This window comes from Sulfurimonas sp., from assembly GCF_026196735.1.
In the GTDB taxonomy this organism is placed as follows: domain Bacteria; phylum Campylobacterota; class Campylobacteria; order Campylobacterales; family Sulfurimonadaceae; genus Sulfurimonas.
Window position 1 is genome coordinate 196,650 of the sequence record NZ_JAPHUF010000012.1, and the last position, 20,450, is coordinate 217,099.

The window sequence follows — 20,450 nt, forward strand, 5'->3', positions numbered from 1 at the left end:
CAGAAAATAGATGCATAAAGAGCAAAGCAGCAAGTTTTTTTTAAAGTGGATAGTTTCACTTTTTTTGCTGCTCTCGGGAGCTTCTGCCCTCATCTATCAAGTTCTTTGGGTTCGTCTACTTTCGCTTAGCATAGGCTCTACCTCTGTTTCCATAAGTATAGTTTTAGCAGTTTTTTTTCTTGGATTGGGACTTGGTAGTTACTATGCCGGTGCGCTTATTGATAGATTTAAAAATGCACTTAAGATATACATTGTAGCGGAGACAATAATCGCACTAAGTGCGCTCGTTTTACTTCCTACGCTTTTAAATCTAGATTATTTTATATCATTTGTGCCAATTGTTGAGACCGGAATATGGCTGAAATTTTTTATTGTGACTCTCCTGCTTTTCATTCCGACATTTTTTATCGGTACGACATTTCCTCTGCTAATGGCTGTTGCAATTAGGCACAAAAGTGAGTTAAGAGAAAGACTTGCACACTTTTATGCATTTAATAGTGTGGGTGCTGTTGCCGGAGTTTTATGCTCCGGTGTTTATCTTATTCCTTATTTTGGTCTTGACGGTACGATGTATATTGCTGTTTTTATCAATATTTTGATAGCCTTAATCGGGATTTTGTTTTATAATCGAATCAGTACATTTGATAGTGCAAACACTCTTTCTTTAGAAACTAAACAAGATAGAGTCAAACCAAACAACAAAGCTCTTGTCGTACTTTTTGTGACAGGCTTGGCCGCTATTGCAACAGAAGTCGGCTGGATGAAATTTTTGATTATATATACCGGAAGTACAATATATGGCTTTTCTTTTATTTTGGCTATGTTTTTAACCGGCTTAAGCATAGGTTCATTTGTTGCCAAATTGCCCATTTTTTCAAAGATAAATACACAAAAGACAATCTTTTTTGGTTTAATTTTACTTGCTCTTTCTCTTATCGGTGCTCGTATGGGTTTAGGAGTTTTTCCGGAGTTTTATGAGCAGTTAAACAGTTTTGATGTTAGCCCGTTTATATATAGATGGAGTAAATATCTTGCAATGTTTTTAATTTTACTGCCGCCAACGGTAATCTTTGGCGCGCTTTTTCCCATAACTCTTAAATACTATACAAATGATACAAACAGAGCTTACGATTATGTGGGTAGAGCTTATGCGCTTAATATAGCCGCAGGAGTAATTGGCTCGGTTATAGCCGGATTTTGGATTATTCCGCACTATTCAACTGATTTTTTGTTGACGGCTATTGCTATATTTGTTCTATTGTCATCTCTTGTTTTTATAAAAAGCATAAAAATCAAAAGAGCTGTCTTGGTGTGGAGCGGGTTTGGCTCGTTTATTTTATTTTTAAGTTTTTATGGCGTACATGTAGATTACCGTAAGATGATTAAAATTGTTATAGAACGAAATAATAAATATGTTCCTCAAAATGCTAAATTAAATATTCAGTATTTAAAAGAGGGGCAAACAGGAATAATAGGGCTGCATAGTTATGAAAATACTCCATGTATAGTAAAGCTATCAAACAACGGCATGAATGAGTCATGGATTGATACATGTAATCCTAACAATATGGTTTTGAGCGAATTTTTATTGGCACAGATAGCATTGATGTTAAATCCAAATGCAAATGATGCTTTTGTTTTAGGTTATGGAGGTGCAACTACTGTTAGAGCTATGGGCATGAGTGAATTAAGAAGCATTGATGTGGTAGAGCTTGACGAAGCAGTGATAGAAGCCGTAAAAACTCTCTATAGCGGTAGATTGCCGACAGATAGTGACAGCAGAGTCAACATAAAGATAAATGATGCGCGAAATAGTTTGCTTATCTCTAATAAAGTCTATGATATTATTGTATCACAGCCTTCTCATCCTTGGCTTATGGGAGCATCAAATATAATGAACAAGGATTTTTTTGAGATAGCAAAATCAAGACTTTCAAAAGGAGGAGTCAACGGACAATGGGTGCCGTTGTTCAAGATAGACATAGCAACTCTAAAAGGTATCATCAAGGCTTATACAAGTACATTTGAGCATGTGGTTAGTTTTGTAAATGTCTCAACAAGAGATTTTTTAATGTTTGGCTCAAATGAGCCGATAGTTATTAGTTATGAAGCGGTAAAAAAACAGATGCAAAACCCTATGACAAGAGCAGTGTTGCATGAAAATGGCATAAAAGAGCCAGAAGATATTATGGAGTTTTTTGCACTCTCAAGAGAGGAGCTTGTCCTAATTTCGGCTAATGCAGAGACGGCAACAGATAAAAATCTACTCACTGAGACATTTTTATCTAAGTATCAAGAGAGAGAAGATAACAGTTTTGATACACTTGGTTTTTTAAGAAAACATTTTTCGCATGATGTGAAGTCTTATCTTAGAAACTAAATGTTTAATAAATACTGTTTTAATTTTCATTACTATAACAAAGGAGAAAAAACATGAAAAATTGGTTTATAGCGGTAATAATTACGGTTTTATTTGGAGGGTGTTCTACACTTGAAGTTCAAGTCGATTACAATCCAAAGTATGATTTCTCATCACTTTCAACTTTTGCGGTTGTATATACGAATAAAAATGATCAAAGAGACTTTAGCAGAGCTCGTATAAGTCAATTAATAGAGGCGTTCATGCAAGACAAAGGTTACAAGAGTGTAGATAAAAGCAAAGCGGATTTTTATATAACAATGCATCTTGATGTTCAACAAAAGAGTCAGGTAGAGACTAACTATGAGACTATGGGTATAAGACCTATGCCTTATATGTATACCGGGATACATAGACCTCTTGGTGCTTATCCCGGCACATATCCATCAGGTGCAATAATAGCCCTAGAACCGGATGTCAGAGTTACGACAAGTACACATGAGTATGAAGAGGGAAGACTAGTTTTAGAAGTTTTTGATGTTAAACAAAATGAAGTTGTTTGGCAAGGTATAGCAAAAGATGAGCTTTCTGCAGAATATTCTCAAAAACAAAAGAGTGACTACATAAACAATGTAATTGCAAAGCTGTTTAAAGATTTTCCCCTAAAGAAGTAAAGAGAAGTTATTGGGCATCTTTTAGGATGCCCAAGTTGTTTATTTGATAGAAGTGAATTTTGCTTCTTCAATAAGTATAGCAAATTGGTAACCGTATCCAAGGTCAACATTTGTTTTGACTATTCCATCAGTAGTAACTTTGTCTCCAACTTGTACAGTTGAGTTGACAGAAGTTGCTATGATATCGCTAGTATCTGCAACACCGGAGCCATCTTGTAAATGAATCCAGTCTTTACCCATAATATTCTTTGATACTTTTACTACTTGAGCATCTACTTTTATATTTTTTTCATTAAGAGAGTCTTTTTTGGCATATAACTCTTCTATAGTGAATCCGTTTGCATTTTTAGCAATATTTATTGCAACCGGCGTAGTTGCAGCGGCTGTTTCTTGTGTAGAGTGGTCATAATTTGCATGAGGGTCGTCATTGGTAGATGTATCTGCAACGCTTCCATCTGCAGGCACAATAGCACTTACAAAAATAAGTTGATCAAAATGTTTATTTAACGATTTGCTTGTAAAATCATTCATAACCATTTGCTCAATAAAAGAGATAGATGTGCCGACAGTTATCTTTGACTGAGGACCGGCTATCCAGTAAACATTGCCTTTTTCATCTACTTTAGCATATGTATAACCACCAGCATTCACAGTCTCCAATACATCAGCAATATGCGGAGTATTTAACTGTATATCAGCATCACTCGGAGCTTGTACCGGCGCTTGTTGCGCTGAAGCACCGTAAAGTGTTTGAGGCTCAGTAGCCATTTCACTAGAATCTTGAACTTTTTGTGTTTTAGCACTCTCATCTTGTTCTTTTGGTTTATCACTACAACCATACATTAATAGTACAGCAACACTAATCGCTATTGAAATCTTACTCATTTTTTTCCTTTAATTTTTGTTTATGTTCTTGATATTTCTTTTTTGCAGCTTCAAATGTTTCATTTGGATTTGTTGAGTCTCTAAAATAAGCATCCATAAAAGAATTATAATCAATTTCCTCTTGTGTTATCTTTCTTGCAGGTTTAACTGATTTGCTGGTATCAACTACAGGAGGAAGTGATTCAATGTATTTAGCAATAATTTTAATTTTTTCATGTGAAAGCTTAGTAGCTTGTCCTCGCATCATGTTTCCATAGCTGTATATATCTCTTTTTCCAACTCTGTATTGCTCTAATATTTTAATAACATCTTCTGCCTTCATTCCGGCTATTGTTTTACTTACATCCAAAGAGCGCTTTTCACCTTTTTTACCATGACAGACCGCACATTTTTGAAATATTTTTTCAGGTGAGACTTCTGTTTCTTCTTTTGGTTTAAGAACTATTTCAACAGGAGGCAGAGACTCTATATAAGCCGCTATAGTTTTAATATCCTCGTCTGAAAGCTTACTCGCTTGACCCTTCATCATAGTTCCAAAACCATAGGTATTTCTTGTTCCTGCTTTATACTCTTTCATTATTTTAGCAACATCTTCAGCCTTCATTCCAGCTATAGGTTTTGTTAAATTTAGAGAGTGTTTTTCACCTTTTTTACCATGACATGTACCACATCTCTCAAATAATTGAGTTGCTGATAAGATACTCGTTATTGAAACTATTAGTAATAAAATTCTTTTCATTTGTTACTCCTCGGGCAGTGTTGCATCTTGTGGTGCAGCAAGCCAATCTTCTTGGTCTAAAAGCGTTTTTGCTTCCATTTTACCGTTAATGTAAGCATCTTTTAATAGGTCTTCAGCCTCTTTTTTATTTCTAGCTATTCCATCACCTTCAAGATACATTTTACCAAGAGCGTATTGAGATTCTGAGCAACTCTGCATTGCAGATCTACTTAAATAGTCTTTAGCTTTTTCAATATTTTTTTGTGTACCTTTACCTTTTTTATACATCATGGCAACTTTATATTGAGCCATCGGGTATCCGGCATCTGCTACTTGTTTATACAAAACAAATGCCTTATCGTAGTCCTTATCTACACCATGGCCTCTGTAGTATATGTCTGCAAGATGAATAGCAGATTTATTATCTCCCGCTTCTGAAGCTTTTTTAAATAAAACTACAGCTTTTTCATTGCTTTTTTCGACACCATCACCTTTATGATACATAACAGCTAGGTTAAACATAGCTTTTACATATCCTTGGTCTGCTGCTTTTTGATACATCTGCGCTGCTTTTTTAGGATCTTTTGTGGTAATTATTCCTTGATAATACATACCACCTAGTGCAAACTGACTTCTTGCGTCACCTTGTTGTGCTTTTTTTAGAAGTGAGCCGAAAACTTTTTGATTCATATTTACTTGTTCTCCAGCAAATACAACAGTGGCAACTAACAAAATTAGTAATAATTTTTTCATTATTTTCTCCAATGTAACTATAAATTTTAACAATTATTAGAAGTTATTATATCAGCAGTAATCAAAGTTATTTCTTAAAAACCGCAATGTAATGAGCATTAGCTAAGTATGACAATTATAAATAAATTTGATTATATTATTTATTTTTATATTTATTATAATTATAAGTAAAAAAGGGTATCACAAAGAAATCACATTCAATCAAAAAGTTATCTATTGTTTAAAATTTAGTTTAATTTAATCAAAATAATTTAATAATAGGGGTAAGGATATACAAATGGAAGAAAAAAAAGAATTAAATACGCCAAAGAAGAAAAAATATTCTCTTGGTATATGGGTTATTGTTGCTATGATTGTAGCTGGTGTTGTTATAGGTATGGGGACAGGCTTTGTTACAGTTGTTGCTGTTAAACATACATCTGATGTAAATTTTTGTGGCGCGTGCCACTCGATGAAACCAATGGCAAAAGCATATCGCAATAGTGTGCATGGCGGTTTTGGGGATAGCGGTATAATGGCTACATGTGCTGATTGTCATCTTCCGCATAAATCTACAGTCGGGTATATGGTTCAAAAAGTAAAAACCGGTCTGTGGGATGTTTGGGTTGAGACTACTCATGATACTTCAAAAATAGATTGGCATGAAAAGCGTAGAAATCGCCGTAATTGGGTTTACGACAGCGGATGTCTGCATTGTCATGAAAACTTGTTACTTGGTACTAGACCAAATGAAAAAGCATTTACTGCTCACAAAGCTTACTTTTCTAAAAAGCTTTTAGTAGAAGTTGAAGGTAAAAAAGAACCTGCTAAATGTGTAGATTGTCACAGAAATGTAGGTCATTATGAATTAGAAAAACATCTCCCTGACTCACCAGTAGAAGTGTATAACACGCAAAATGATGAGAATTAAGGAGCTATGATGGAACCGAAATATATTAAACCAGCAATAGCTGGGGGTTTAGTCGTTATTCTTATTGTCTTTCTTGTTATGGTTGATGCCGGTGAAAAATTTGGCCGCTTGATAAAAGTCGGAGGACAGATTGCGACGGCACTTGCTAATGCTCCTCACGGGGATCCTCGTTCTCTTGATGAGATGGATAAAGAAAAAATTAAAGCTACAACCGGTAGCTCTAATGTTGTAGATGTTAGTGAGTTGCCAAAAGCATTTGTTCCAATGAAAAAGTATGGACATCCACCTTTTACTCTTGGTGCTTGTAATGTATGTCATGCATCAAGAACAGATAAACCGGCTGCGATTACTACTCGTACCGTAGCCGAGTTATGTTATACATGTCACTATCCTAAAGATGATATTGACAAGCGTATGGCAGCACTGGATTGTAATAAGTGTCACAGTCCTCACCATGCGGATAGAAAGAAACTTGTACGAAATAAAGTTACCGAGAGAGATTGTCCGGTAGGTAAATTTCAATCAAATTAAATGTTATCATTTTAAAAACATTTAAATTATAGGAGTGCGTTAGTGAAGCAACATATTGGGAAAATAATAGCAATATTCTTTGTATTAATAAGTGTATATTTATTTATTTCATATGATGTTTCGCAAAAGCTCGGTCGGTTTGTTGTCGTTATGGGTAATATAACTCATGCTCTTCAAAACGCGAAACATGCCTATGAAGAAGAGTTTTTTGAGATTAGTGATGATGAGCTAAAAGATATCAACATCACTAAAATGGCCAAAGAATTTAAAAGCCTGATTGATAAGAAAAAAGAGGCTAAAGTTGTTGGTTCAAAAGCCCCATCAGAAATTCAAGCTGATGAAATCAGAGAAGAAGAAATTCCTACACACGATAGAACACGAGCAGTAAAAGCAAAAATAGTAAAGCTTGAAGATCTGCCTGATAAATTCAAACCGCTTAAACAATTTTTACATGAGCCATTTAAAATGGGAGCATGTCAAATATGTCATACTTCTAAAAATAACAAACCCGGCGAACTTGTTAAAAAGAATATTACAGATATATGTTATTCGTGTCACAAAACAAGATATACGAAAAAATTTGATCACAAGCCTGTAAAAGACGGTAAATGTATGGATTGTCACGATCCGCATCAGGCAAATACTAAAAGTCTTTTAAAATCTGATTCTGTAAATAATCTATGTATGAAGTGCCATGATCAAAAAAGCACATTTAAAGCAAAAGCCAAAAAACAGTTTGTAGATATGAGTTTGGGTGTTAAGCATAAACCTATAGTTGAAAAGAGTTGTTTAGAGTGTCATGATGCGCATACGGCGGATCATAAATCACTTCTGAATTTTGATGCTAAAATGGATCTATGTTTAGACTGTCATGATGATGAAAAAGAGGCTGTTACTCATTCTAAGTTTAAACACGGCGGTGTTAATACGAGTAAAAAACGATGTTTAGAGTGTCATGATCCTCATGCTACTAAATATAAAAAACTGCTTAAAATTGACCCGGTAGCTACATGTTTAAATTGTCATGATAAAGAAGTCAAATCTGATGAAGATGGCGGAATGCTTATGAATATGAAAAAGCATTTAGAAGAAAATCCAAACTGGCATAAACCAATCAAAGATTTCAAAAAAGAGGGTGGCTGTTCTGCATGTCATGCTCCTCACGGTTCAGATAACTTTAGTATTTTGAAGAAATCATTTACTAAAAATTTCTATGCTGATTTAGAGAATAAAGACTTTTTCTGTTTTGAGTGTCATACAGAAAAGAAAATTACTAAGCAGTTTATTACTAATTCATCAGAGCATAATATTACCGGCTTTAGAGATGGCGAAGTTAATCTGCATTATCTACATGTAAATGATAGAAAAGGCAGATCTTGTAAAGCGTGTCATGATGAACATGCGTCCAAGTACAATAATCTGATTCGTGATTATACAGATTTTAACGGTGTAAGATTTCCACTACGATATATAGAGACAACAGAGGGTGGATCATGTGCTCCAGCTTGTCATAAAAAGTTTGGATATGACCGCGTCAATCCGGTAGGAATTGGCCAGTGAAGCAAGTAAGCTCGTTTGTAGGGGTATTTATACTCCTGTGTATGAGCTTTGCTAACCTGTTTGCACAAGGCAAATTCATCGAAATTATCTCTCCTGAAGATAATAAACTGCAAACTGAATTGACAATGAATGTTGTTGTCAGTATTAAAAAGCAGAGTGCAGATTATATTAAAATAATTACGCCCGTAGAGCAAATAATTATGGATATTAACAGTTCCAAAGCACTACAGTGTAAAAACATTTCATTAAAATTAGGTGAAAATACTGTTATAGTCCGTACATATAAAAATAAAGCATTGGTTGAAGAAAAAAGAAGACATATTTATGTCTCATCAGAACTTTATCATCAGTTTAAATACCCTCCCATAAAGTACAAACAGAGCTACTTTCATAATGATGCCAATGAAAAACTATGCGCTACATGTCATGATATGAGTGTTAATGAGGTTAAAGGTGTAGCATTTAAAGATGTTACGAAATCAAATTGTTACCAATGCCATAAAAATGTTACAAAAGGGAAATTTGCTCATGCACCTGCGGTTAATTGGTTATGTACATCTTGTCATAAAACAAACAATAAAGATAAGACCAAGTATACTACGCCAAAGGTTGTTAATGAATCATGTTTTGAGTGCCATAAAGATAATAAAAAGCTGTGGAGCAGTGCCAAATACAAACATGAACCTCTAGATGCCGGTAACTGTAGTAAATGCCATAACTCACATGCCTCTCCTTATAGTATGTTTTTGCGTAAACCTGTTAATGAGATATGTGTGGGATGCCATGCGGATAAACATATTCAAGCAAGAGAGAGTAAAAACTCAAAATGTGGATATAATGACACTAAGTTGTGTACAAGTTGTCACACACCGCATGCATCAAATAAGCCATTTTTTGTAAAAAATGCATCAGAAAAAAAGGAGAAAAAGTGAGACGCAGTATGTTGTTAAGCTATATGGTGTTTATAATGCTGTTTTCACTATCGCTTTTTGCTCAGCAAGCACAACTCTTAAAGATTGTCGCTCCATCTCCAACTCAAATAAGTCAAGAGAATATTGTCTCATTTGTAATTGAAGCTGACAAGTCCACAGTCGACTTGATAACAATCACTACAGATGCGAATGCAACATTTAATATTCAAGTAAACCCAAATAAAACTCACTATTGTAAAACCATAAATTTGCATTTGGGAGAGAATATAATAGATGTAGCGGGATACAAGAGCAACACTCTCGTATCAGAACAAAAACGAAAAGTTTTTTTAGAATCTAAAGTTCATAAAGAGTACAGGTATCCACCACAGCAATACAAGCGTGAGTATTTTCATAATGAAACAAATGAAAAAGTTTGTGCTTCGTGTCATGATATGAGTGTCAACGAGGTTAAAGGTGTGGCATTTAAAGATGTTACAAAATCTAACTGTTATCAGTGTCACAATCAAGTTGCATCAAAGAAGCATGCTCATGCTCCATCGGTTAACTGGCTTTGTACTTCTTGCCATAACGGTAAAGTTGGAACATTTAATGAAGCTGATAGAAATAAGTCAAAATATACAGTCCCTGATCCTATCGGGCCTCTGTGTTTTTCATGTCATGAAAAAAACGAAGAAAAGTGGGGCGATAAACGCTTTACCCACGAACCAACTGAAGCTGGGCGATGTAACAAATGTCATAATTCGCACTCCGAGGAAAATGAATTTTATCTGAGAAAAGATTCTTGGAACTTATGTACAGGTTGTCATAAAGACAAAATAGAGGGTATGCATATTGTAAAAACATTTGGAAGAAAGGCACATCCTACTCATAATGTTAAGGATCCCTCAAGACCCGGTAAAGATTTATCTTGTATAAGTTGTCACAATCCTCACGCATCAAATGCTTCATTTCTTCTACAAAGTGAATCGGTAATGGGAATATGTTCTCGTTGCCATAAAAAGTAAGAACTGATTTAAACAGTTTTATCATCATTTTTAGATATAATCGCGTAATTTTTTATGCGAGAAGCAATTATGGATATTAGAGAAGAATTTTTAAAATTTTTTGAGTCAAAAAACCACGAGAGAATAGCAAGTGCCCCTCTTGTTCCTGATGATGCAACACTGCTTTTTAACAATGCAGGCATGGTACCTTTTAAATCAATTTTTACAGGAGAGATACCTACTCCTGCAAACCCGCGTGCCACTTCGTGTCAGACATGTATCAGAGCCGGTGGAAAACACAATGATTTGGAAAATGTCGGACATACTGCGAGACATCATACATTTTTTGAGATGCTTGGTAATTTCAGCTTTGGAGATTACTTCAAAGAAGAAGCTATAGCTTATGCTTGGGAGTTCATCACTGAGGTTATTAAACTTCCAGTTGATAAACTTTGGGTTACTGTTCATGAGAGTGATGATGAGGCTGAAGAGTTGTGGCAAAAACATGTCTCTAAAGATAGAATCATGAGATTTGGTGATGCAGACAACTTCTGGTCTATGGGTGATACAGGAGCATGCGGTCCTTGTAGTGAGATATTTTATGACCAAGGCGAAGAGAACTTCAATGGTCCCGAAGATAAAATGGGCGGTGAAGGTGATAGATTTTTAGAGATTTGGAACCTTGTTTTTATGCAGTATGAAAAAAATGCAAAGGGAGAGATGACACCGCTTCCAAAACCTTCAATAGATACAGGTATGGGACTTGAGAGAGTTGTAGCAATAAAAGAGGGAAAAACAAGTAATTATGACTCATCTCTTTTTATGCCGATTATTCTAAGTGTAGAAAAATTAATAGGCAAAGAGTATGAGTATGCTAGCGGAGCTTCTTACCGTGTAATCGCAGACCACATCAGAACGGCACTTTTTCTTTTAGCTCAAGGTATTAACTTCTCAAACGAAGGGCGCGGATATGTTCTTCGCCGTATACTTAGACGCGCAGTAAGACATGGTTACCTACTTGGTTTTAGAGAACCGTTTATGCATAAACTAGTTTATGATGTTATAGCTATTATGGGCGGTGAATATGATTATCTGGCTGTTAAATCTGCAGCAGTTAAAGAGCAGATAGAACTTGAAGAGGCTAGATTTTTTAAGACTATTGAGTCTGGAATTGAGCTGTTTAATGAAGAGCTAAAAAATACTAAAGAGACTTTTAGCGGCGAAGTAGCATTTAAACTTTATGACACCTTTGGTTTTCCATTAGACTTAACAGAAGATATGTTAAAAGAGAAAAATCTTAAGCTTGACTCTGCTAAATTTGAAGAGTTGATGACAGAGCAGAGAACTCGCGCTAAAGCTGCTTGGAAAGGCAGTGGAGATGACGCAGTTCATGGAGACTTTAAAGAACTTTTAGAAAAATTTGGGGAGAACACTTTTGTCGGTTATGAATTTTTAGAGCACTCAGGGGAAGTGCTAGCACTTCTTGATGAGAACTTTAAACATGTAGATGTCTTAAAGGAAAACTCAAAAGGCTGGGTACTTTTAGATATTACTCCTTTTTATGCTGAATCCGGTGGACAGACAGGAGATATAGGCGAGTTAAAAGGGTATGCAAAAGTAGAAGATACAAGAAAGTTTTTTGATCTTAATCTTTCACAAATCTCTGTAAGTGGTGAGATTAAAGTTGGAGATGTTGTCGATTCAATAGTTGATATTTCCAGAAATGAGATCATCAAACACCACTCGGCAACTCACCTTTTACATGCTGTTCTTTATGATGTTTTAGGAGACCATATCTCTCAGGCGGGTTCATTGGTTGATACGGATAAACTAAGATTTGATTTTTCTCATCCAAAAGCACTTACAGAGGCTGAATTAGCCGAAATAGAGACAAGAGTAAACAATGATGTGCTCAGAGCAATAGATACTAAAACAGAAGTTATGGGTATTGAAGATGCTAAAGAGTCCGGTGCAAAAGCTCAGTTTGGCGAGAAGTACGGAGATGAGGTTAGAGTTGTTAGTTTTGCAGATGCTTCTGTAGAGTTTTGTGGCGGAGTACATGTAAGTAACTCTGCGCAAATCGGCTCATTTATAATCACAAAAGAGAGTGGTGTAAGTGCCGGTGTTCGCCGTATAGAAGCAGTTTGCGGAAATGCAGCGTATAAGCACTTCACTGAGCAGAGAAGACTTATAAAAGAGGCTCAAACAGAGGTTAAAAACTTGGATATCTTAGCAGGTATCAACAGAATGAAATCAAATATTAAAGAGTTAAAAGATGAACTTGTAGAAGCTCAAAACTCTGCAAAAGTAGAGATAACTACTAATGAAATCAACGGTGTTTCAGTTGTAGTTGAAGAACTGACAAGCGGTGATATCAAAGAAGCTATAGATGAGCTTAAAAATAAAAATGAAAAACTTTGCGCAATGTTATTTCAAGTTAAGGGCGATAAAATTCTAATCGCAGCCGGCGTTAAAAATGCTGAGGCAAAAGCAGGTGACTGGATCAAGAAAATTGCTCCAATACTTGGAGGCGGCGGTGGTGGCCGTCCAGATTTCGCTCAAGCGGGCGGAAAAGATGTTTCTAAATTGGCAGAGGCTAAAGAAGAAGCATTAAAATTTATAACAGAGGTTTTATCTTAGTGCAAGAAATATTTTTAGAAAATAAAACAATTATAGTTTTTTTACATGTTATTAGTGCGGTAGTGTGGGTTGGTGGTATGATAGCGATGCGTTTTGCTGCTCATCAGTCATTTATGACAATTGAGTCTCCGCAAAAAAGATTAGAACATATAGCACATGCCCTAAAGAGATTATTTACTATAGTTTTTCCATTTGTGATTATCTTAATTATTACAGCCGTTTTTATGCTGATAGGTTATGACATAAAAAACACTGATTTTAATTCAATAGCTCATGCTAAAGAAGGCATATGGGTTGTTATGTTTATAAGTCTTATGGTTATGATTAGCAGAAGAAATAAAGGTGTAAAGTTTTTAAACAGCGGCGATACTTTTAGGGCTAAAGAGCAGATAGAAATCATTGGTAAATATATGGTTCCTATAAATATTATACTTGGCATATGTGCAATCTTCTTGGGAACTTTAGTATCTAGTTCTATCTAATGATACGACTTGCTTCTTCTTCACAAACTCGTGCTCAGCTTCTTTTGGGCACGGGCATAGAGTTCATTCAAGAAGCAAAAGATTTTGATGAAGACAGCATAATAGCAACATCCGCAAAAAACTTTGTATATCAAGCAACACTCGGAAAATATGAAACAAATCTAAAAGCTTTTGGATTCAGCGATTATCCGCTTTTAGTTGCAGATACGGTTGTAACATCTCAAGGTCAAATCCTTCGTAAAGCAAAGTGTATTGACGATGCTAGAAATATATTAATGACTCAAAGCGGAAGTATCACCAGCATAATTACATGTATGATTTACCAAAGTTGTAAAATGAAACTTATTGATATATCTTCAACGGATTATATTTTTAGTGATTTTGATATGGATGATTTAGAAGATTATCTATCTAGCGGTGAGTGGCGAGGAAAAGCCGGAGCATGCATGGTTGAGGGTTTTTGCAAGCCTTATATCAAAGAAGTTAGAGGTTTTGAGTCTACAGCGATGGGCTTAAATACTGAAGTTTTAAAGAGATTTATATAAGTTAAACAAATTTAGTGATAAAATATTACAAAAAAAGGTCATGTCATTTTTAAGCATTATAGATTATTTTTATTGATATTCTCAATTTCTATGTTCCTAGTCTTTGTTGCTTGGAAATATGTGGATGTTTTAAAATCAAAAAGAATTCAATTGGAGACATCAATACAGGCAAAAGAAGCTATGTCGATGCACCAAAAAGCTGAAAACCTGATCTTACAAAAGCAAAAAGCAACAGTTGCAATTGCGTTGAGTATTGCAAATGATAAAAAATTAATTGAAAATATTGAAAATAAAAAGATACCAAGTAAATATTATGAAGAACTTGTTAAAAATTTGAGCGAAAGTACGCTATACAAAAATGTATGGATACAAGTATTAGACAAAGACGCAACATCGCTTTATAGAAGCTGGAGCGATAAAAAAGGTGATAATTTATTGGATATAAGAGAAGATCTGCTTGAGGCTATTAAGTCGAAGAAAATCACTTGTTCCATAAGTGTTGGAAAGTTTAATCTCTCCATAAAAGCTATTGTCCCAGTATTTAAAAATGAGAAATTTATAGGCATTATAGAAGTGATTTCACATTTCAACTCCATATCAAAAAATCTAAAAAAATCTAAAACAGACTCTATAGTCGTAGTGGCAAAAAAAGAGTATAAAAAACAGTTGACAAATCCATTTACAAAACTTTTTATTGATGATTATTATGTTGCCAACTTTGACGCACCTAAAGAGCTGATGAAGTATTTAGAAGATAATGGCATTGAAAATTACTTTAATGATGATTATAAAATAGAAAATGGTTATATTATAACTTCACATGAGTTACTTGATATCAAAAATGCCCCAATCGCTTATTTGATTATGTTTAAGAAGATAAGTAATATTTCAAGTGTGGATTTGGATTTTTATGTATATAAATGGTTTACTATAGGAATAATTATTTTAATGAGTATAGCAATAATTATTATCGCTGTTATGTTTTATATCTACACAAGAGATAAAGATTATTATAAAGACATTATTGACACATCAAAAAATATGATTATAGTACATGACAAAAATGGAATGAAGCAAGTAAATAGAACTTTTTTCAAATACTTCAGTATGTATAGTTCACTTGAGGAGTTCAAGAAAGAACATAATTATATCTGTGATTTTTTTATCGATGAAGATGGTTACCTGCAAAAAAATATAGACGGTATAGAGTGGGTTAAAGCTGTAGTGCAAAACAGTGAACAACATCATAAAGTAAAACTCAAAATAGGCGATAAAGAGTATTATTTTTCTGTGAGTGCCTCTATAGTTTCACAAGAAAGTAATCACATAGCTATTATTATGTCAAATATCAGTGAGCAAGAGAAATATAAAAATGAATTGGAACATTTAAGTATCACAGACTCTTTAACAGGTATCGGAAACCGTAGATACTTTCAACAAAAAATAGAAGAAGAAACACTCAGAGCAAAACGCTATGTAAATCCATTGTCTTTAATAATATTTGATGTTGATCATTTTAAGAAGGTTAATGACAAGTATGGACATAATGTTGGGGATGAAGTACTCAAAGAGTATACTAAATTGGTCGCATCCATGCTTAGAACGAATGATATATTTTGTAGAATCGGTGGTGAGGAGTTTATCATCATACTTCCTCATGCAACAAAAGATGATGCCAAATCAATAGCAGAAAAATTAAGAGTAAAAATACAAGAAAGTAAAAAAATAATACCAATCACAATGAGTTTTGGTGTTGTTGAGTATATAAAGGGTGAAGATTCCGAGGCTATATTTAAAAGAGCCGATCAGGCACTATATAAAGCAAAAGATAGTGGAAGAAATATAGTAGTCACAGGATAATCGTTTGTACTATGAAAATGAGCTAAAGGCACTAAAAAAGTCTGCAAGATATAGAACAAGAGAGGTTTATGATAACACCACCTTGGATTTTGCGTCAAATGACTACCTTGGTCTGGCTCACGACAAAGAACTTCATAACTCTACATGTCAAACTCTCTCAAAACTTCCGCTTCACAGTTCAAAGGCTTCACTCTTGGTAAATGGTTATCATCAGATACATAAGGACTTTGAGAGAGCTTTATGTGATGCAAACGGCTTTGAAGACGGAGTTATTTTAGGCAGCGGATTTAATGCCAATATAGCTCTTATAGAATCACTTGTTCGAAGAGGGGATACTCTTTTTATGGATGAGAAGTACCACGCTTCCGGTGTGCTTGCATCAAATCTGAACAATATGCATGTAGAGTTTTTTGCTCATAATGATATGGATGAGCTGAGAAAGCTTTTAGAAAAATCTAATGCAAAAAGAAAAATAGTTGCAGTTGAGGGAGTATACTCAATGGATGGTGACTTACTCCATAGAGATGTATTTGATATATGTGATACCCACGATGCACTTCTTATTGTAGATGAGGCGCATAGCAGCGGAGTAATAGGAGATAAACTTATGGGGGTTTATGATTATTACAATATAACAATCAAGCCTAACCATATTAAAATGGGAACACTGGGGAAAGCTTATGGAAGTTTTGGAGCTTTCATATTGGCATCTTCGCACATTGTGGAGTACTTGATTAATCGTGCAAAGCCGATTATCTACGCTACTTCTTTATCTCTTTATGATACTCTTTTAGCACACAATGCACTTATCTACATGTTAGAAAATGCAGATACTGTAAAAAGTGAAATTAAAAAAAGACAAACAATAGTTTTTGAAGAACTTGGGATAAAAATAGATGCTTTAATTGTGCCGATTTTAATAGATGACAATAAAAAAGTGATAGAGATTCGGGATGAGTTAAAAAAACAGGGTTACTCTGTCGGCGGTATCAGACAGCCTACGGTTGATAGAGCGATTATACGACTAATAGCAAGATTGGGAACTTCTTGTGATGAGTTAAGAGCGCTGTGTATAAATTTGGCTAAAATAAATAAATGAAAATATCTAAACTAAAAATAACCCTCCAAGAGACAATATTAGTAGATATAGAATTTGAGATATTATCTTCATTGGCACTTGTGGGTCAGAGTGGCAGTGGAAAAAGTTTAACCCTCAAAGCTCTTTTGGGCATGTTGCCAGAGAGTATGGAGTGTGAGTTAGAGTCTAAAAGCGATTTTGAATTAAAGGCTGGGAAAACATTGGCTTTTGTACCTCAAAATCCCTTTACGGCACTCTCGCCACTTACAAAAATTAAAAAGCAGTTTTTCATCCCACAAGAGAAGATTGAAGCTTTGTTTGTACAGGTTGGATTAGATGTCGGGCTTTTAGAGAGGTTTCCTCCTGAGCTTTCAGGCGGGCAGCTTCAACGCGTTGTAATTGCTATGGCATTGGAGTCTCAGCCAAAGCTGATTTTGCTAGATGAGCCGACAACGGCACTTGACCCTAAAACAACAACTATGATTTTAGAACTTTTAAAATCTCTGCAGAGCGAGTTTGGCTTTAAGATGCTGTTTGTTACTCACGATATGTTCTCTGCTAAGAGTTTGTGTGAAGATATCTGTGTTATAAAAAACGGAAAAGTCGTTGAGAGTGGAAATATGCATGAAGTTATGAGCAACCCGCATAAACAATATACAAAAACTTTAATAGATGCAAATTTTGCAAACAGGAATTTTAGAACATGAGAATTGTTAAAAAAATATTTTTTTCACTTGTGTTACTCGGGTTTTTAACACCCTTTTTAGTATTGGGATATTTTCTCACAGTAGAAGATTATGATATCTCATCTTTAGTAGATTATAAACCAGCGATTACAACTAGAATATATGATAAAAATGGCGATAAAATAGCAAATCTTTTTGATACTAAACATAGATACTATGCTTCGTTTGAAGAGATACCTCCTAGAGTAATAGAAGCCCTTGTTGCCATAGAAGACACAACTTTTTTTGAACATCCAGGTATAAATGTTGATGCAATTTTTCGTGCAATAATAAAAGATGTCAAAGCTAGAAAAATGGTTGAGGGTGCGAGTACTATTACACAACAGCTAGTAAAAAACAAGCTCTTAACTAGAGAGAAAAAGCTCTCAAGAAAAATAAAAGAGGTTATTTATTCTATAAAATTAGAAAAGGTTTTGAGTAAAGAGCAGATACTGGAGCGTTACTTAAACGAGATATATTTTGGTCATGGATATTATGGTATAAAAACAGCGGCTGATGGATATTTTCATAAAAATTTAAATGAGTTGACACTTAAAGAGATGGCAATACTTGTTGGACTTCCAAAAGCACCGAGCACTTATGCGCCTACAAAAAATTATGAAATATCTATGGGCAGGGCAAACAGAGTAATTCAAAGAATGTATGTTCTTGGTTGGATTGATGAGGAGACTTACAATGAGTCATTAGTTGAAGCTCCGCAAGTTTACGACGATACATTAACACAAAATTTAGCTCCGTTTATAGTTGATGAAGTGACAAGGCGAACATCGGACTTGGGAATAGATGATATAAAAACAGGTGGTTATGAGATATACACAACAATAGATATGCGACTTCAAGAAGCTGCACGCGAGTCACTTAAAAAAGCTTATGACATGTCACTAGAGAGGATAGAAGGGTACAGACTTTCTGATCAGCGAAAGTTAGAAAAAAATCCAAACTACGAAGTCGCTCCAGATGTTAATACAAGTCTTTTAAACGGGGCACTTGTGTCACTTGACTCAAAAAGCGGAGATATTTTAGCCTTAGTCGGTAGTGTAGATTACAAGACTTCACCATATAACCGTGCTACTCAGGGCCGCCGTCAGCCCGGTTCTGCATTTAAGCCATTTATCTATCAAGTTGCAGTTGACCTTGGTTACTCAGGAGCAACCGAGCTTGTTGATATGGCAAGAACATATACATATGAAAAAAATGGAGAAGAGCTTAAGTGGCAGCCAAGAAATTATGAGAAGAATTATAAAGGTCTCATAAGTTTAAGAGAAGCTCTTGTGCATTCAAGAAATCTTGCAACAATCAATCTTGTAAATGACATCGGTCTTAGAGACTTGCTAAATGAGTTTAAAAAATTTGGTATAGAAAATCTTCCACCTGACCTATCTATCTCACTTGGAACTATTTCATTGTCGCCTTTGCAGTTAGCAAAATATTATACTTCCTTCGCAAATTCAGGTATTCAGGTTGAACCTCATTTGATTAGGTATATAGATAAAAATTTAAATACAATATATGAAAAGCAAGAAAAAAGCCGTTTTATTACAGAAGCGACTCAGGCGTACATAATGACAACAATATTAAGAGATGTTGTTAAAAGAGGAACAGGAAGAAGAGCCAGAGCAAGAGGGATAGAACTTGCAGGAAAAACAGGAACGACCAATAATAATGTTGATGGATGGTTTGCAGGTTACTCGCCGACAATTGAGACAGTTGTTTGGTTTGGAAATGATGATAATACACCAATGCACAAAAAAGAGACGGGTGGTAAGATTGCCGGTCCGGCTTTTTCAATGTACTATCAAAATGTACTAAAGCTTTATCCTCAAATTCAGAGAAAGTTTGAAGCACCTGAGGGGATTATTGAAGTAGATATGAATGGTAAAAAAGAGTACTTTAGTGAAATATCAAAACCACCTCGGTCTAAGACAAAAGTAGAGGTGGAAGAGGAGTTATTATTTTAAAAGTAATACCCTAAACGAAGTGTAACGGAGTTATCGCTTGCGCTGTCACTTAAGCCATATTCGTAACTAAAGCTTGTAAACCAACTTATATTTATATTATAAAAACCGTACAAAGAGAGTGTGTCGATATCATCTGTACCTTGGTATATGCTCTCGCTGCTGTTGTATGAGCCGCTTACATAAAAATCTTTTTCCGGATAAAATCCAATACCCATGCTGAATGAGCTTGTGTTTTGGTATGAAGCAATCCCTGCGACATCATCATCATTTACCAATGTGTAACTATATCCTGCAAAGATATTTGAATTTTCTAACATGTAGCTTGCGTTTATAGATGATGTCAGATCAAGATTATTATTATCTAACTCTGATTTATAAGTCGGTAGGATGATTCCGGCACCTAATCTCAAAGTTAATTTATCCATAGGAAATAGTCTGTAATACGCACCAACATATGAGTCGTTTGTCCCACTGTCATCATCGGAAGTGTAGTAAGATGTGCTTACTTGAACAGAGAAGTCTTTGTCATAATAATCTACTTGTAAACTTTGTGTTATGGTGTCTGTTTTTTTGGTAGTTGTATAATTTGCTTGAGAAAGATTAACGCCGTATATTATGTCAAAGTGCTGTTCACCTTTTAGCTCTAAAGTTTTTATAGTACACCCATTTGGGCCTACTAGTTCGCTAAAGAGTGTATTTGGGCATTGATCTATTTTATCATCTACGCCATCCATGTCATAATCACTGTAGGCTAAAAGATTTAGTGATGTAATTGTTAAAAGTATCAGTAATTTTTTGTTCATTTATATCCTTTTGTACCATCTAGATGATGG

At 34.9% G+C, this 20,450-nt stretch carries 18 protein-coding genes; 14 read left to right on the forward strand and 4 right to left on the reverse strand.

Annotation, left to right across the window (positions count from 1 at the left end):
• The first annotated feature begins 10 nt into the window (after nt 1–10).
• On the forward strand, nt 11–2,380 hold the full coding sequence (locus OQK60_RS07240; protein ID WP_297685542.1) for a fused MFS/spermidine synthase: 2,370 nt from the start codon (nt 11–13) through the stop codon (nt 2,378–2,380).
• 53 nt (nt 2,381–2,433) lie between these two features.
• Nucleotides 2,434–3,033 carry a DUF4136 domain-containing protein gene (locus OQK60_RS07245; RefSeq protein ID WP_297685543.1) on the forward strand — a complete coding sequence of 200 codons (600 nt, stop codon included), beginning with the start codon at nt 2,434–2,436 and terminating at the stop codon, nt 3,031–3,033.
• A gap of 39 nt (nt 3,034–3,072) precedes the next feature.
• Here the strand turns inward: OQK60_RS07245 and OQK60_RS07250 are convergent, their stop codons facing one another.
• Genes OQK60_RS07250 through OQK60_RS07260 form a run of 3 tightly spaced genes read right to left on the reverse strand, consistent with a single transcriptional unit; the run spans nt 3,073 to nt 5,389 of the window.
• On the reverse strand, nt 3,073–3,918 hold the full coding sequence (locus OQK60_RS07250) for a hypothetical protein (RefSeq protein WP_297685545.1): 846 nt from the start codon (nt 3,916–3,918) through the stop codon (nt 3,073–3,075).
• Nucleotides 3,911–4,657: a c-type cytochrome gene (locus OQK60_RS07255; protein WP_297685547.1), complete on the reverse strand. Its 747-nt coding sequence runs from the start codon at nt 4,655–4,657 to the stop codon at nt 3,911–3,913. Before OQK60_RS07255 ends, OQK60_RS07250 begins: the two co-directional genes overlap by 8 nt.
• A gap of 3 nt (nt 4,658–4,660) precedes the next feature.
• Nucleotides 4,661–5,389 (reverse strand): tetratricopeptide repeat protein, encoded by a 729-nt coding sequence (locus tag OQK60_RS07260; RefSeq protein ID WP_297685549.1) that lies wholly within the window; start codon nt 5,387–5,389, stop codon nt 4,661–4,663.
• Nucleotides 5,390–5,666: 277 nt separating this feature from the next.
• Between OQK60_RS07260 and OQK60_RS07265 the strand changes: the two genes are divergently transcribed.
• The 12 genes from OQK60_RS07265 (at nt 5,667) to OQK60_RS07320 (ending at nt 19,617) form a co-directional block, all read left to right on the forward strand.
• Nucleotides 5,667–6,299 (forward strand): NapC/NirT family cytochrome c, encoded by a 633-nt coding sequence (locus tag OQK60_RS07265; RefSeq protein WP_297685551.1) that lies wholly within the window; start codon nt 5,667–5,669, stop codon nt 6,297–6,299.
• 9 nt (nt 6,300–6,308) lie between these two features.
• A complete protein-coding gene (locus OQK60_RS07270; protein WP_297685553.1) occupies nt 6,309–6,830 on the forward strand; it encodes a cytochrome c3 family protein in 522 nt (173 codons plus the stop codon).
• Between the two features lie 42 nt (nt 6,831–6,872).
• Nucleotides 6,873–8,390 (forward strand): cytochrome c3 family protein, encoded by a 1,518-nt coding sequence (locus OQK60_RS07275; protein WP_297685555.1) that lies wholly within the window; start codon nt 6,873–6,875, stop codon nt 8,388–8,390.
• The gene (locus tag OQK60_RS07280; protein WP_297685557.1) at nt 8,387–9,322 is read left to right on the forward strand and encodes a cytochrome c3 family protein; all 936 of its coding nucleotides are present in this window, start codon (nt 8,387–8,389) and stop codon (nt 9,320–9,322) included. Before OQK60_RS07275 ends, OQK60_RS07280 begins: the two co-directional genes overlap by 4 nt.
• The gene (locus tag OQK60_RS07285; protein WP_297685559.1) at nt 9,319–10,329 is read left to right on the forward strand and encodes a cytochrome c3 family protein; all 1,011 of its coding nucleotides are present in this window, start codon (nt 9,319–9,321) and stop codon (nt 10,327–10,329) included. Before OQK60_RS07280 ends, OQK60_RS07285 begins: the two co-directional genes overlap by 4 nt.
• A gap of 69 nt (nt 10,330–10,398) precedes the next feature.
• Entirely contained in the window at nt 10,399–12,948 is a 2,550-nt protein-coding gene (alaS, locus tag OQK60_RS07290) for an alanine--tRNA ligase (protein ID WP_297685561.1), read from the forward strand.
• The gene (locus tag OQK60_RS07295) at nt 12,948–13,430 is read left to right on the forward strand and encodes a hypothetical protein (protein ID WP_297685563.1); all 483 of its coding nucleotides are present in this window, start codon (nt 12,948–12,950) and stop codon (nt 13,428–13,430) included. The genes alaS and OQK60_RS07295 overlap by 1 nt, the downstream gene beginning before the upstream one ends.
• Nucleotides 13,430–13,975, forward strand: coding sequence for a septum formation inhibitor Maf (gene maf / locus OQK60_RS07300; protein WP_297685565.1), 546 nt, complete (start codon nt 13,430–13,432; stop codon nt 13,973–13,975). The genes OQK60_RS07295 and maf overlap by 1 nt, the downstream gene beginning before the upstream one ends.
• Nucleotides 13,976–14,125: 150 nt before the next feature.
• Nucleotides 14,126–15,835, forward strand: coding sequence for a diguanylate cyclase (locus OQK60_RS07305; protein ID WP_297685567.1), 1,710 nt, complete (start codon nt 14,126–14,128; stop codon nt 15,833–15,835).
• Between the two features lie 4 nt (nt 15,836–15,839).
• Nucleotides 15,840–16,934: an aminotransferase class I/II-fold pyridoxal phosphate-dependent enzyme gene (locus OQK60_RS07310; RefSeq protein WP_297685569.1), complete on the forward strand. Its 1,095-nt coding sequence runs from the start codon at nt 15,840–15,842 to the stop codon at nt 16,932–16,934.
• Entirely contained in the window at nt 16,931–17,620 is a 690-nt protein-coding gene (locus OQK60_RS07315) for an ATP-binding cassette domain-containing protein (protein ID WP_297685571.1), read from the forward strand. The genes OQK60_RS07310 and OQK60_RS07315 overlap by 4 nt, the downstream gene beginning before the upstream one ends.
• Entirely contained in the window at nt 17,617–19,617 is a 2,001-nt protein-coding gene (locus tag OQK60_RS07320) for a penicillin-binding protein 1A (protein WP_297685573.1), read from the forward strand. The genes OQK60_RS07315 and OQK60_RS07320 overlap by 4 nt, the downstream gene beginning before the upstream one ends.
• Here OQK60_RS07320 and OQK60_RS07325 read toward each other — a convergent pair.
• The gene (locus OQK60_RS07325; RefSeq protein WP_297685575.1) at nt 19,614–20,420 is read right to left on the reverse strand and encodes a DUF3187 domain-containing protein; all 807 of its coding nucleotides are present in this window, start codon (nt 20,418–20,420) and stop codon (nt 19,614–19,616) included. The two genes, OQK60_RS07320 and OQK60_RS07325, sit on opposite strands and share 4 nt — an antisense overlap.
• Nucleotides 20,421–20,450 lie beyond the last annotated feature (30 nt).